Annotated in this window: 13 protein-coding genes; 11 read left to right on the top strand and 2 right to left on the bottom strand. The window is 64.7% G+C overall.

The features are described from left to right. Nucleotides 1-8: 8 nt before the first annotated feature. The 3 genes from ABMA46_RS10850 (at nucleotide 9) to ABMA46_RS10840 (ending at nucleotide 1,811) form a co-directional block, all read left to right on the top strand. Entirely contained in the window at nucleotides 9-266 is a 258-nt protein-coding gene (locus ABMA46_RS10850; RefSeq protein WP_348999363.1) for a GlsB/YeaQ/YmgE family stress response membrane protein, read from the top strand. A gap of 123 nt (nucleotides 267-389) precedes the next feature. After that, nucleotides 390-1,355: a lipoyl synthase gene (gene lipA / locus ABMA46_RS10845; RefSeq protein WP_348999362.1), complete on the top strand. Its 966-nt coding sequence runs from the start codon at nucleotides 390-392 to the stop codon at nucleotides 1,353-1,355. Nucleotides 1,356-1,361: 6 nt separating this feature from the next. Then, the gene (locus ABMA46_RS10840; RefSeq protein ID WP_348999361.1) at nucleotides 1,362-1,811 is read left to right on the top strand and encodes a type II toxin-antitoxin system RatA family toxin; all 450 of its coding nucleotides are present in this window, start codon (nucleotides 1,362-1,364) and stop codon (nucleotides 1,809-1,811) included. A gap of 3 nt (nucleotides 1,812-1,814) precedes the next feature. On the opposite strand, the gene ABMA46_RS10835 is transcribed toward ABMA46_RS10840, so the two are convergent. Both ABMA46_RS10835 and ABMA46_RS10830 read right to left on the bottom strand, forming a co-directional pair. Then, the gene (locus ABMA46_RS10835; protein WP_348999360.1) at nucleotides 1,815-2,336 is read right to left on the bottom strand and encodes a CinA family protein; all 522 of its coding nucleotides are present in this window, start codon (nucleotides 2,334-2,336) and stop codon (nucleotides 1,815-1,817) included. After that, entirely contained in the window at nucleotides 2,333-3,529 is a 1,197-nt protein-coding gene (locus ABMA46_RS10830) for a bifunctional 2-C-methyl-D-erythritol 4-phosphate cytidylyltransferase/2-C-methyl-D-erythritol 2,4-cyclodiphosphate synthase (protein WP_425475725.1), read from the bottom strand. Before ABMA46_RS10830 ends, ABMA46_RS10835 begins: the two co-directional genes overlap by 4 nt. Nucleotides 3,530-3,702: 173 nt before the next feature. Here ABMA46_RS10830 and dusB point away from each other — a divergent pair, with 173 nt between their 5' ends. From dusB to hflX, 8 genes are all read left to right on the top strand, one after another. Further along, nucleotides 3,703-4,947 carry a tRNA dihydrouridine synthase DusB gene (gene dusB, locus ABMA46_RS10825; RefSeq protein ID WP_348999358.1) on the top strand — a complete coding sequence of 415 codons (1,245 nt, stop codon included), beginning with the start codon at nucleotides 3,703-3,705 and terminating at the stop codon, nucleotides 4,945-4,947. Next, nucleotides 4,944-6,092, top strand: a complete 1,149-nt coding sequence (locus tag ABMA46_RS10820; RefSeq protein WP_348999357.1) for a two-component system sensor histidine kinase NtrB — start codon at nucleotides 4,944-4,946, stop codon at nucleotides 6,090-6,092. Before dusB ends, ABMA46_RS10820 begins: the two co-directional genes overlap by 4 nt. Next, nucleotides 6,089-7,549: a nitrogen regulation protein NR(I) gene (gene ntrC, locus ABMA46_RS10815; RefSeq protein ID WP_348999356.1), complete on the top strand. Its 1,461-nt coding sequence runs from the start codon at nucleotides 6,089-6,091 to the stop codon at nucleotides 7,547-7,549. Before ABMA46_RS10820 ends, ntrC begins: the two co-directional genes overlap by 4 nt. A gap of 124 nt (nucleotides 7,550-7,673) precedes the next feature. Next, the gene (locus ABMA46_RS10810; protein WP_348999355.1) at nucleotides 7,674-9,944 is read left to right on the top strand and encodes a sensor histidine kinase NtrY-like; all 2,271 of its coding nucleotides are present in this window, start codon (nucleotides 7,674-7,676) and stop codon (nucleotides 9,942-9,944) included. Beyond that, nucleotides 9,934-11,295, top strand: a complete 1,362-nt coding sequence (ntrX, locus tag ABMA46_RS10805; RefSeq protein WP_348999354.1) for a nitrogen assimilation response regulator NtrX — start codon at nucleotides 9,934-9,936, stop codon at nucleotides 11,293-11,295. The genes ABMA46_RS10810 and ntrX overlap by 11 nt, the downstream gene beginning before the upstream one ends. A 125-nt stretch (nucleotides 11,296-11,420) precedes the next feature. After that, a complete protein-coding gene (locus ABMA46_RS10800; RefSeq protein WP_348999353.1) occupies nucleotides 11,421-12,281 on the top strand; it encodes a D-amino-acid transaminase in 861 nt (286 codons plus the stop codon). A gap of 144 nt (nucleotides 12,282-12,425) precedes the next feature. Continuing rightward, nucleotides 12,426-12,668, top strand: a complete 243-nt coding sequence (gene hfq / locus ABMA46_RS10795; RefSeq protein WP_348999352.1) for an RNA chaperone Hfq — start codon at nucleotides 12,426-12,428, stop codon at nucleotides 12,666-12,668. Then, entirely contained in the window at nucleotides 12,669-14,039 is a 1,371-nt protein-coding gene (gene hflX, locus ABMA46_RS10790; RefSeq protein WP_348999351.1) for a GTPase HflX, read from the top strand. It abuts the gene before it with no gap. Nucleotides 14,040-14,164: the final 125 nt, after the last annotated feature.

The following is a 14,164-nucleotide window of genomic DNA, read 5'->3' as shown; positions in this document are numbered from 1 at the left end:
GACGATCCATGGACGTGAACGGGGTTGGCTGGATAGCAGCCATCGTCATCGGCGGCGTTGCCGGCTGGCTGGCGGAAATGGTCATGAAGAGCAATATGGGCATCTTCATGAACGTCATTCTCGGCATCATCGGCGCGGTGGTGCTGAACTTCATCCTTCAGGCGCTGAACCTCGGGACATTCGGAGCGGGCTGGATCGCCTATCTCGTCACCGGTTTCGTCGGGGCGTGCCTGCTCATCTTCATCGCCCGCGTCGTCAAGCGCTGAGCGTTCTTTCGAGCCATGCGGGAAAGGCCGTGCCGGCATGCGCCGACGCGGCCTTTCTCTTTGCAGGCAAAGACCTTATGTGTGGGAAACCCGCCTTCTGAGGCGACATAAGAGCGATATCTGATGGTTACCGTCCTCGACCTTTCAGCCAAGCCCCGGCCGCGCCACCCCGAGAAGGCGCATCGGCCCGACCAGGAAGTGCTGCGCAAGCCGGACTGGATCCGCGTCAAGGCGCCCGTCTCCAAGGGCTATGCCGAGACGCGCGAGATCGTGAAGTCGAACAAGCTGGTGACCGTCTGCGAGGAAGCGGGCTGCCCAAATATCGGCGAGTGCTGGGACAAGAAGCACGCCACCTTCATGATCATGGGCGAGGTCTGCACGCGCGCCTGCGCCTTCTGCAACGTCGCCACGGGCATCCCCCTGCCGCTCGACGCCGACGAGCCTGTACGCGTGGCAAGGGCGGTGAAGACGATGGGGCTGAACCATGTCGTCATCACCTCTGTCGACCGCGACGATCTGGCGGACGGCGGCGCGCAGCATTTCGCAGAAGTCATCAGGGCGATCCGCGCCGCCACGCCCTCGACCACGATCGAGATCCTGACGCCGGACTTCCTGCGCAAGGAAGGCGCGCTTGAAATCGTCGTCGCGGCGCGGCCGGACGTGTTCAACCACAATCTCGAGACGGTTCCGTCGAACTATCTGACGGTGCGGCCGGGCGCCCGCTATTTCCACTCGATCCGCCTTCTCCAGCGGGTCAAGGAGCTCGACCCGTCGATCTTCACCAAATCCGGCATCATGGTCGGCCTCGGCGAGGAGCGGAACGAGGTCCTGCAACTGATGGACGATCTGCGTTCCGCGCAGGTCGACTTCATGACCATCGGCCAGTACCTGCAGCCGTCGAAGAAGCACCATCCGGTCGTGCGTTTCGTCACGCCCGACGAGTTCAAATCCTACGAGACGGTGGGCAGGACGAAGGGCTTCCTTTTGATGGCGTCGAGCCCGCTGACGCGCTCCTCGCATCACGCCGGCGAGGACTTCGCCCGCCTGCGTGCCGCGCGCGAGGCGCAACTCGCCAGAAAGTCGGCCTGAGCCTTCATGCCGAAATTTGAGGCCACGCGCCGTGTCGCCCACACGCCGGACGAGATGTTCGCGCTTGTCGCCGATGTCGAGAAGTATCCCGAATTCCTGCCGCTTTGCGAAAGCCTCACCGTGCGCTCGCGCCGGGAGCGCGACGGCAAGACCGTGCTCGTGGCAGACATGAGCGTCGGCTACAAGGCGATCCGGGAGACCTTCACCACGCAGGTGCTGCTGAAGCCGGCGGAAAAGGTCATCGACGTCAAATACATCGACGGACCGTTCAGATACCTGACCAACCTCTGGGGCTTCGAGCCGGCGAGTGACGGCTGCTTCGTGCGCTTCTTCATCGACTACGAGTTCAAGAGCCGTCTTCTCGGCGCGGTCATGGGCACCATGTTCGATCGCGCCTTCCGCATGTTCTCCGAAGCCTTCGAGAAGCGCGCCGACGTGATCTACGGCACCGGGTGACGGTCAGTCTTCGCCGAGCGCCTCCAAGCCCATCTCAAGCGCATGGCGGACGGTTTCGCGGCGGATGAAGCCGCGGCCGCGGTTGTCGAAGATGCGCTTTTCGGCGACCGGCGGCCGGTCCTTCACCGCAAGTCCGAACCATACCAGCCCAACGGGCTTGTCGGCGCTGCCGCCGTCCGGGCCGGCGATGCCGGTGACCGCCAGCGCAATTCCCGCGCGGGAGTGCCTGAGCGCACCGGCCGCCATTTCCCGCGCTGTTTCAGCCGACACCGCGCCGTGCGCATCGAGCGTGGCGGGCGAGACGCCGAGCATGTCCATCTTGGCCTCGTTGGAATAGGTGACGAACCCCCGGTCCACCATCGACGACGAGCCGGGAATGTCGGTCATCGCCGCTATGATGAGGCCTCCGGTGCAGCTTTCGGCCGTGGCAGCCAGTATCTTGTGGCGCGCGCAAGCTTTCAGAAAAAGATCGGCCAGACGCCCGATCTCGCTCTGCTTGATTTCGCCCGGTCCCGGCTCGCTCATTCGGGAACCTCCCCTGGATAGATCACGCTGGCGGTCGCGATGGCCGCGATGCCTTCCTCGCGTCCGATAAAACCCAGTTGCTCGTTCGTGGTTGCCTTCACCGAGACCCGATCGGGCGAAATCTTCAGCATGTCCGCCATCGCCGCCGTCATGGCGGCGCGGTGCGGGCCGACCTTCGGCGCCTCGCAGATCAGTGTGACGTCGGCGCTGGCGATGCGGCCGCCGCGCTCGCGCACAATCCCGGCCGCATGCTCCACGAAGAGCCGCGACGCCGCTCCCTTCCATTGCGGGTCCGAGGGCGGGAAATGCGTGCCGATGTCGCCGGCGCCGCAAGTGGCGAGCAGGGCGTCGGTGAGGGCGTGAAGGCCGACGTCCGCATCCGAATGGCCGGCAAGTTTCTTGCCGTGCGGGATAGCGACGCCGCACAGCACGACATGGTCGCCCGGCTCGAAGGAATGAACGTCGTAGCCGTTGCCGGCCCGGACGTCGGGGAAATGTGAACTTCTTCCCATAAGCCTTTGGTCTGCCATGGCAATGTCTCGCGCCCATGTGAGTTTGACGTTGTCGGGAGAGCCGGTGACGAGCCGTACCGGCATCTGCACCCATTCGGCGATCGCAGCGTCGTCGGTGAAGTCGCTGCGGCCGGCCCGGAAGGCCTTTTCATGCGCATCGAGGATCGGCGCGAAGGGGAAGCCCTGCGGCGTCTGCGCGGCATGAAGCCCGGCGCGCGGAACGGTCTCGGCGATCGTGCCGTCATGCGCGCCGCGTTTCAGCGTCTCCGCGACCGGCATGGCGGGCAGGGCGCCGGTACGCTCGTCTATGGCCGCGACGGTGCGGTCGATCAGGTCTGCGTCGACGAAAGGCCGCACGGCGTCATGGATCAGCACGAAGGGCGGCGCGTGGCCGGCAAGCGCCAGCAGGCCGAGCCGGACGGAATGCTGGCGCGTCGGTCCGCCCTGGACGATGATGAGCCGATCGAGATGCTCGCCGGCCGCCTGGCGCAATAAGTCCGCATCGTCGGCATGGATAACCGTGACGACGAAGCCGATCGAGGGATGGGCAAGGAATGTTTCCAGCGTATGGGCGATGACGGCGCGGCCCCCGATGGGCCTGTATTGCTTCGGTCCGTCGGCCTGACCGGCGCGCTCGCCCCGGCCGGCGGCAACGATGACGGCGGCAACCTTTCGCCGCAAGTGATCGTCTGAAATGGCAGCCGCCTCTGTCATGTCTGACCGATTAGACGTGACGCCCCCTCAGGGCAAGGTCGATCCCTTTTTGGCTTCGATGCGGCGTTATTTTGCATTGCACAAAACCGATCGATCTGGTTAGATTATGTGCAACTAGGATGGCTGCTGCGTTTTTGTGCATGAGCGAAACTGAAAAACTGGCGCAACCGTTGCGGATCGGCCCTGTGCAAATTCGCAACCGCGTGTTCCTGGCGCCTATGTCAGGCGTCACCGACGAGCCTTTCCGGCGCCGCGCCCACGCGCACGGGGCGGGGCTCGTCGTGTCCGAAATGGTGGCGAGCGGAGAACTGGCGCGCGGGCGCGAGGGGTTCGACCTGCGGATCCGTCATTCCGGCCTGCCGGTCCACATGGTCCAACTGGCCGGGCGCGAGGCTCCCCATATGGCCGAAGCGGCGCGGATCGCGGAAGGCGAGGGCGCCGACATCGTCGACATCAACATGGGCTGTCCCGCGAAGAAGGTGACCGGCGGCTATGCCGGATCGGCGCTGATGCGCGATCTCGACCACGCGCTGACGCTGATCGATGCCGTGATCGGCGCGGTGAAGGTGCCGGTGACCGTCAAGATGCGTCTGGGGTGGGATGAGGAGGCGCTCAATGCGCCTTCGCTGGCGCGCCGGGCAGAGCAGGCGGGTGTCAAGATGGTGACGGTGCATGGACGCACGCGCTGCCAGTTCTACAAGGGCAGGGCAGACTGGCGCGCCATCCGGCGGGTGAAGGAAGCCGTCTCCATTCCCGTCGTCGCCAATGGCGATGTGGCAACCGTCGCCGATGCGGCTGAAATTCTTGCGCAATCGGGCGCAGACGCCGTCATGGTCGGTCGCGCCCATTACGGCGCGCCGTGGACCGCCGGCGCGATTGCCGCCGCGGCCGGAGCAGTCTCTCACGTCGAACCCCCACCCCTAACCCCTCCCCACAAGGGGGAGGGGAACTTTGCGGCGGCGCCACAGTGGTCCGACGATGACAGTTTTGTACGAAATGACGGTGTCGGCGTCTCCCTCCCCCTTGTGGGGAGGGGACAGGGGTGGGGGTGCCCGGCGCCCGGATTCGTCGCCAGATCTCAAGGCGACTGTCTTGAAGCACAAGACAGACAGGCGATGCTTGGCCTGCCGGTGGGGAGATCGCTGGCCGACTACATCGTCTCCCATTACGAAGACATGCTGTCGCTCTACGGTGTGGAAAGCGGGCTGCGCCAGGCGCGCAAGCATCTCGGCTGGTATCTCGATCGTCACGCGCCTTCGACCGGGGACGCGCGGCGCAGGCTGATCCTGACGAGTTTCGATCCGAAAGAGGTGGTTGCGGCTCTTCATGCGGCATTTTCCGAAGGCGGCGATGAAGCGGCCGCCGGTCTGCGGAGCGCGGCATGAGCGGTCCTGCACCCGGTTCGGGCATGGGCAATCCAGCCGATGCCGCGCAGATCGTCCTCAACACGATCCGGCGCCCCGTCATCATGGTCGATCCGCAGGGACTCGTCTCCTTCGCCAATGCGGATGCGGAAGACTTCTTCCGCTCCAGCGCCGCGATCCTCGCCCGCAATACGCTGGAAAAGCTGGTTCCGTTCGGCAGTCCCTTGCTGGCGCTTGTCGATCAGGTGCGCGAGCGCAAGGCGCCGGTCAACGAATACCGCGTCGATGTCTCGTCCCCCCGTCTCGGCATCGACAAGGTCGTGGACCTTTACGCGGCGCCGGTGCCCGAATTTCCGGGTTCGGTGGTGATCATGTTCCAGGAACGGTCGATGGCCGACAAGATCGACCGCCAGATGACGCATCGCGGGGCGGCGCGCTCGGTCACCGGGCTGGCGGCCATGCTGGCGCACGAGATCAAGAACCCGCTTTCCGGCATCAGGGGTGCCGCGCAGTTGCTCGAACTGTCGGCCTCGGACGAGGACCGGGCGCTGACGCGGCTGATCACCGAGGAGACCGACCGGATCGTCTCGATGGTGGACCGCATGGAGGTCTTTTCGGACGAGCGGCCGATCGATCGCTATCCAGTCAACATCCATGTCGTCCTCGACCATGTGAAGGCGATCGCGAAGAACGGTTTCGCCAACCGGATCAAGATCATGGAGGACTACGATCCATCTCTGCCTCCGGTCTACGCCAACCGCGACCAGTTGATCCAGGTGTTCCTCAACCTGGTCAAGAACGCCGCCGAAGCCGTGGGCAGCGATCCGCAAGGAGAGATCACCCTGTCGACTGCGTTCCGGCCAGGTATTCGCGTCTCGATGCCGGGGACGCCGGATCGCGTCTCGCTGCCGCTGGAGTTCTGCGTGCGCGACAATGGGCCGGGCGTCTCGGAAGACATCCTGCCGATCCTTTTCGATCCCTTCATCACCACCAAGCTCAACGGCTCCGGGCTCGGACTGGCGCTGGTGGCGAAGATCATCGGCGAGCATGGCGGCATCGTCGAGTGCGATTCGACGGCGCGCGGCACCACGTTCCGCGTGTTGATGCCGGCCTGGAAGGGAACGAGCGCCGCAACCGGCGCCAATGCACAGGGAGACCGCGGATGACGACGCGCGGCACTATTCTGGTCGCCGACGACGATGCGGCGATCCGCACCGTTCTCAACCAAGCGCTGTCGCGTGTGGGACATGAGGTGCGCGTGACCTCCAACGCCTCGACCCTGTGGCGATGGGTGGCGGCGGGCGAGGGCGACCTCGTCATCACCGATGTGGTGATGCCGGAAGAGAACGCCTTCGACATGCTGCCGCGCATCAAGAAGGCACGGCCGGAACTGCCGGTCGTCGTCATGAGCGCGCAAAACACCTTCATGACCGCCATTCGCGCCTCCGAGACCGGCGCCTACGAATATCTTCCCAAGCCGTTCGACTTGACCGAACTGCTCAACATCGTCGATCGTGCACTGTCGGAGCCGCGGCGCCCCAAGATGGACGGCCGTGGCGACGACCAGCCCGACTCCATGCCGCTGGTCGGCCGCTCCGCCGCCATGCAGGACATCTACCGCATGCTGGCGCGTATGATGCAGACGGACCTGACGGTGATGATCTCCGGCGAGTCGGGCACCGGCAAGGAACTGGTGGCGCGCGCGCTGCATGAATACGGACGCCGCCGCGGCGGCCCCTTCGTCGCCATCAACATGGCCGCCATCCCGCGCGACCTGATCGAGTCGGAGCTGTTCGGCCACGAGAAGGGCGCCTTCACCGGCGCGCAGAACCGCTCGTCCGGCCGTTTCGAGCAGGCGGAGGGCGGCACGCTGTTCCTCGACGAGATCGGCGACATGCCTATGGAGGCGCAGACGCGCCTGCTGCGGGTTCTCCAGCAGGGCGAATACACCACCGTCGGCGGCCGCACGCCGATCCGCACCGACGTGCGCATCGTCGCCGCCACCAACAAGGACCTGCGCACACTCATCAACCAGGGGCTGTTCCGCGAAGACCTGTTCTATCGGTTGAACGTTGTGCCCTTGCGCCTGCCGGCGCTGCGCGAGCGGTCGGAGGACGTTCCCGACCTCGTGCGCCATTTCTTCAAGCTTGGCGAGAAGGAGGGATTGCAGACCAAGCGCATAGCCGCTGGCGGGCTGGAGCTTATGAAGCGCTATCCCTGGCCCGGCAATGTGCGTGAACTGGAGAATCTCGTCCGCCGGCTGGCCGCGCTCTACCCGCAGGAAGAGATCTCCGCCGAGATCATCGAATCGGAGCTCAAGACCGGCGAACGGCCGGTGGTTCCCGATGCCGGCGCTCTCATTCCCGACGATCTGTCCATAGGTCAGGCGGTGGAGCATCACCTGCAGCGTTATTTCGCCTCTTTCGGCCAGGACCTTCCGCCGGCCGGCCTCTACCAGCGCATTCTGGCCGAGGTCGAATACCCGCTGGTCCTGGCCTCGATGACAGCGACGCGCGGCAACCAGATCAAGGCGGCCGAACTGCTCGGCGTCAATCGCAATACGCTGAGAAAGAAGATTCGCGATCTCGGCGTCAACGTTTACAAGTCGGGCCGGCAGGGCTGATCCGTTCCACGCCGCTCAGCAGGCCGGGGCCGTCTGCAAAAGATGTGGGCTTCGGTTCCGTTTGTTGCAAAGTCGCCACAATGCGTTGCATAAAAGTGACGCAATCGTAGCTTTAGACGGCGACATGGCCTTGCAGATTCCGGCGCTGAACGGCGCCATGTTCACGAAGACCGCGGTGCGCGACACTCGCCGGCTGCTGGCGCTGCCGGGCGTGGTGGCGATCATCGGCGCCTTGCTGACGGCGGCGATCTCCTTTGCGATCCTCGTCGGCGTCACGCCGCTGACGCCGGACGCCGATACGACGCTGGCCCTGATCGTCGTCAATGCCACCTTCATCCTGGCCCTCATTGCGTTGATCGGGCGCGAGATCAACCGCATCATCACCGCCAGGCGCGTCGGCAAGGCGGCTGCGCGGCTTCATGTGCGCATTGTCGCCATGTTCGCGCTGGTCGCGGCGATCCCGGCCATCATGGTCGCCGTCATCGCCGCGATAACCCTCAATATCGGCCTCGACCGCTGGTTTGAGATCCGCACCAAGGCAATCGTTAGTTCGTCGCTGTCGATCGCGGACGCCTATGTGCAGGAGAACGCCCGCAACCTGCAGGGCACGACCCTGTCGATGGCCTACGACCTCGACAATGCGCGCCAGTTGTACGGGCTCGACCGCACCGGATTCCTCGACCTGATGAACAAGGAAGCCGTCGGGCGCGGGCTGGCGCATGCGGCGCTGGTCAAGCCCGACGGCTCTTTCGTCATGAGCGCACAGACCGACGCCGACTTCGCCATGCCCGAGCCTCCGGACGGCGCGGTGGCTGAAGCGTCTAACGGTCGTCCGCTGCTGATCGAGCCGCGGACGCGCAACATCATGGGCGCGATCATCAAGCTCAAGGAGATCGAGGGGCTCTATCTCTACACCATCCGGCTCGTCGATCCGCAGGTGATCAAGGCGCGCCAGATCGTGCGGGCCAACACCGACGAATACCGGGGTATGGAGGACAACCGGCGCACCACGCAGGTGGCCTTCGCGCTGCCCTACCTGTCGCTGACCCTCATCATCATCCTGTCGGCGATCTGGACCGGCATCGCGGTGGCCGACCGGCTGGTTCGCCCTATCCGCCAGTTGATCGGCGCGGCCGACGAGGTGGCGACCGGCAATCTCGACGTTTCGGTGCCAGTGCGGCCATCTGACGGCGACGTCGCCTATCTCGGCGACACCTTCAACAAGATGCTGCTGGAACTGAAATCGCAGCGCAACGAGCTGCTTTCGGCCAAGGATCTGATCGACGAGCGCCGCCGCTTCTCCGAAGCCGTGCTGGCCGGCGTCACCGCCGGTGTCATCGGCGTGGACCAGGACGGCATCGTCACCATCGTCAACCGGTCGGCCGAGACCATGTTGGCGCTGTCCTCGGAGGCTGCGGTCGGCCAGAACCTGTCGGCGCTGATGCCGCATGTCGGCCGGGTGTTCGAGATCGGACTCAAGTCGGGCAAGCCGGTCTATCGGGAGCAGGTGACCTTCTTCCGCTCCGGTGCGGAACGGACTTTCAACGTCCAGGTGACGATCGAGGAGGACGAGGGCGATTCCGACGAGAAGGCCTATGTCGTCACCGTAGACGACATCACCGACCTCGTCCAGGCGCAGCGCTCGTCGGCCTGGGCCGACGTGGCGCGCCGCATCGCCCACGAGATCAAGAATCCGCTCACGCCCATCCAGCTCTCGGCCGAACGCATCCGCCGCCGCTACGGCAAGGTCATCACCGAGGATCGCGAGGTGTTCGACCAGTGCACCGACACCATCATCCGGCAGGTCGGGGATATCGGGCGCATGGTCGACGAATTCTCCTCCTTCGCACGTATGCCGAAGCCGGAGATGAAGGCGATCGACCTGCGCGAGCCTTTGCGCGAGGCCTCCTTCCTCGTCGAGGTGAGCCGCCCCGACATCGCCTTCGAGCGGGACTTCGGCAACGAGCCGATGAAGGGCACTTTCGACAGCCGGCTGATGGCGCAGGCCTTCGGCAACGTCGTGAAAAACGCCGCCGAGGCCATGGAAGGACTTGAGTGGAAGGATGGCGAGCACGGCGTCATCCGCATCAGGGCGGCGCGCGACGGCGAGAACTACCGGGTCGATGTGATCGACAACGGCAAGGGGCTGCCGCGCGAACATCGCCAGCGGCTGCTGGAACCCTATATGACGACGCGCGAGAAAGGCACCGGCCTCGGGCTCGCCATCGTCAAGAAGATCGTCGAGGACCACGGCGGGCGGTTGGAACTTCACGACGCCCCCGCGAATTTTCACGGCGGGCGGGGCGCAATGATCAGTCTGATCCTGCCTTCGGGGACTAACTCCGGCGGCGCGGCGAAAGACGGAAGAACTGAGAAGGTCGAGAATGGCGTCTGACATCCTTATCGTCGACGACGAGGAAGACATCCGCGAACTCGTCGCCGGTATCCTGAGCGACGAAGGCCACGAGACGCGCACGGCGCACGACGCCGACAGCGCGCTCGCGGCGATCGCCGATCGCGTTCCGCGTCTGGTTTTCCTCGATATCTGGCTGCAAGGCTCGCGGCTGGACGGCCTGGCCCTGCTGGACGAGATCAAGACCATGCACCCCAATCTCCCGGTGGTGATGATCTCCGGCCACGGCAACATAGAGACGGCCGTGTCGGCGATCCGACGCGGCGCCTACGACTTCATCGAGAAGCCGTTCAAGGCCGACCGGCTGATCCTGATCGCCGAACGCGCGCTGGAGACCTCGAAGCTGAAGCGCGAGGTATCCGATCTCAAGCAGCGCAGCGGCGAGACCTTCGACCTGATCGGCATGTCCTCGGCGATGAGCCAGTTGCGCCAGACCATCGAGCGCGTCGCCCCGACCAACAGCCGCGTCATGATCATCGGCCCTTCAGGGTCCGGCAAGGAAGTGACGGCGCGCGCCATCCACGCGCTGTCGGCGCGCAAGAGCGGTCCGTTCGTGACGCTGTCGGCCGCCACCATTACGCCGGAGCGCATGGAGATCGAGCTGTTCGGCACCGAATCCAACGGAACCGAGCGCAAGGTCGGCGCGCTGGAGGAGGCGCACCGCGGCATCCTCTATATCGACGAGGTCGCCGATATGCCGCGCGAGACGCAGAACAAGATCTTGCGCGTGCTGGTCGAGCAGCAGTTCGAGCGGGTAGGGGGCACCAAGCGCGTCAAGGTCGACGTGCGCATCATCTCCTCGACCTCGCAGAACCTGGAAGCGATGATCGCCGAGGGCCGCTTCCGTGAGGATCTCTATCACCGTCTGGCGGTCGTTCCCGTCATGGTGCCGGGACTGGCCGAGCGTCGCGAGGACATTCCCTATCTGGTCGACAATTTCATGAAGCAGATCGCGCGCCAGACCGGCATCAAGCCGCGCCGGATCGGCGACGACGCGATGGCCGTGCTGCAGGCCCACAATTGGCCCGGCAACGTCCGGCAGTTGCGCAACAATGTCGAGCGGCTGATGATCCTGGCGCGCGGCGACACCGCCGAAACGCCCATCACAGCCGACCTCCTGCCTTCGGAAATCGGCGACGTGATGCCGCGCACGCCCAACCAGTCGGACCAGCATATCATGGCGCTGCCGCTGCGCGAGGCGCGCGAGCAGTTCGAGAAGGATTATCTGGTGGCGCAGATCAACCGTTTCGGCGGCAACATCTCCAAGACCGCCGAATTCATCGGCATGGAGCGTTCGGCCCTGCATCGAAAGCTGAAATCGCTCGGGGTTTGAGGGGGCGAATTGGGAGTAGCGAGGAGAGACGCCGCGCTGGTCGTTGGCTTATCCGCTTTGCCTTGCTGCTCCGTTCCCTATTCGTTACTCCCAATTCGTTATTCGCTATCCGTTCAGAGGGACCCATGCCCCGCATAGCCTATGTCAACGGCCGTTATCTTCCGCATCGCGAAGCCACGGTGCACATCGAGGACCGCGGCTATCAGTTCGCCGACGGCGTCTACGAAGTCTGCGAGGTGGCGCGCGGCTATATCGTCGACATGCGACGTCATCTCGACCGGCTGAACCGGTCGCTCGCCGAGCTTTCGATCGACTGGCCGGTGTCGCGCGCCGCGCTGGAAATCATCCTGCGCGAGGTGGTCGGGCGCAATGGCGTGAAAAACGGCCTGGTCTATTTCCAGGTCACGCGTGGCGTGGCGGGACGCGATTTCGTGTTTCCGTCGAACGTAAAGCCGTCGCTGGTGGTCACGGCCAAAAAGGTCGATCCGAATTTCCAGGCCAAGCGTGCGGAGACGGGCATCAAGGTCATCACGGTTCCGGAGAACCGGTGGGAGCGGGTGGACATCAAGTCGGTCGGGCTTCTGCCCAACGTGCTCGCCAAGCAGAAGGCCAAGGAGGCGGGCTGCCAGGAGGCCTGGTTCGTGGACGCGGAGGGTATGGTGAAGGAGGGCGGTTCGTCCAACGCCTGGATCGTCACGCGCGACGGCGTGCTGGTCACGCGTCCGGCCGAACACGGCATCTTGCGCGGCATCACCCGCACCACGCTCCTCGATGTGATCGGCAAGCTCGGGCTTCGGTTCGAGGAACGCCATTTTTCAGTGGAAGAAGCCAAGGAGGCCCGCGAGGCGTTCGTCAGTTCGGCCACGACGCTGGCGATGCCGGTCGTAGAGATCGACGGACGGACGATAGCAAACGGCCAACCCGGTTCCGTCACCCTTTCCCTAAGGGAAGCATTTTTTGACGTTGCGGAAAAAAGCCCGGCCTGATAACGGCACAACCGTTAAATGTACTTCAATATAACTCGTACTGCTTGCCGTTGACCACGGGGGGATGTTTGCGCCCTTGACATGTGCCGACTATTTTGGCGCATTGGTCAGGCAAGGGACGGGGATTGGCGAAAGATAAGAAGAATGGCGGAGCGTTCGCAAAACCTTCAGGATCTGTTCCTGAATTCTGTTCGCAAGAGCAAGAACCCACTGACGATCTTCCTCATCAACGGCGTGAAATTGACCGGGGTGGTGACCTCGTTCGACAATTTCTGCGTGTTGCTGAGGCGCGACGGCCATTCGCAGCTCGTCTACAAGCATGCCATTTCGACCATCATGCCGAGCCAGCCCGTGCAGATGTTCGATGCCGAGGAAAGCCAAGGCTAATTGACCACCAGTGAAAACGCGGACCGCGCTGTCCGCGGCAAGCCGGCCGTAAGGCCGGAAGACGCGACGGCCGCGACGCGCGCGGTCGTCATCGTGCCTGTCCTGACGCGTTCGCAGGATGATTCGGGGCGCCAGAATCCCAGACGGTCGCCCGAGGCCCGTCGCGACGAGGCGGTCGGGCTGACGCGCGCGATCGTGCTCGATCCCGTCCATGTCGCGGTCATCCAGGTGAACGATCCGCGACCGGCGACACTGCTGGGCACCGGCAAGGTGGCGGAACTGGCGGAGATCGTGAAGGAGAGCCATGCCGAGCTCGCCATCGTCGATCATCCCCTGACGCCGGTCCAGCAGCGCAACCTGGAGAAGGAGCTCAACACCAAGGTTCTCGACAGGACCGGGTTGATCCTCGAGATATTCGGGGAGCGGGCGCGCACCAAGGAAGGCACGCTGCAGGTCGAGCTTGCGCATCTGAACTACCAGAAGGGCCGGCTGGTGCGGAGCTGGACCCACCTGGAGCGCCAGCGCGGTGGCGCCGGCTTTCTCGGCGGCCCCGGCGAGACGCAGATCGAGGCCGACCGCCGGATTCTGCAGGACAAGATCGTCAAGCTGAAGCGCGAGCTGGAGACGGTGCGGCGCACGCGCGATCTGCATCGCGCCAAGCGCAAGAAGGTGCCGTTTCCGGTAGTCGCCATCGTCGGCTACACCAATGCCGGCAAGTCCACCCTGTTCAACCGGCTGACGGGAGCAGGGGTGCTGGCGGAGAACATGCTGTTCGCCACGCTCGACCCGACGCTGCGCCGTCTTCGCCTGCCGCACGGCACGCCTGTCATCCTGTCCGACACGGTCGGTTTCATCTCCGATCTTCCCACCCATCTGGTCGCCGCTTTCCGGGCGACGCTGGAAGAAGTGGTCGAGGCCGACCTCGTGCTGCATCTGCGCGACATCTCCGATCCCGACACGGCGGCGCAGGCCGAGGACGTCGAGGGCGTTCTCGCCGATCTCGGCGTCGACGCCCATGATGCCAAGCGGGTCATCGAAGTGTGGAACAAGATCGATCTTCTCGACGAGGCCAACCGCACGCGGCTGCTCTCCGAAGGCGCCGAATCGAGGCGTCCGCCCGTCGCCGTTTCGGCCGTGACCGGCGAGGGGATCGAGACGCTTCTGGCTGCGATCGAGGCGCATGTCTCGGGAGAGCTGACGTCCTGCGCGGTCACGCTCCAGCCCTCGCAGCTTCGCCTCGCGGATTGGATCTACCGCAACAGCGAAGTGGTGTCGCGCAAGGACGAGGAAGACGGCAGCGTCGCGCTGTCGCTTACCATGACCGAAAGCGCGCGTGAGGAACTGGAAGGGCGGCTGCGGGGCAGGGCATAGACGAATTCGTCATTCCGGCCGCTGCCGGGCGACCCCCGGGTCTTGCCTCCGGCAAGCCCGATTGCAGGCTCCGGGCGTGAGGCGAGGGCCGGGATCCAGTCCGGAATTTCTCGGAGATGCCACGG

Source organism: Mesorhizobium hunchu (assembly GCF_040081975.1).
Classification (GTDB): domain Bacteria; phylum Pseudomonadota; class Alphaproteobacteria; order Rhizobiales; family Rhizobiaceae; genus Mesorhizobium; species Mesorhizobium hunchu.
The sequence above is the reverse complement of the archived record's forward strand: the minus strand, read 5'-3'. Positions and strand labels throughout refer to the sequence as shown.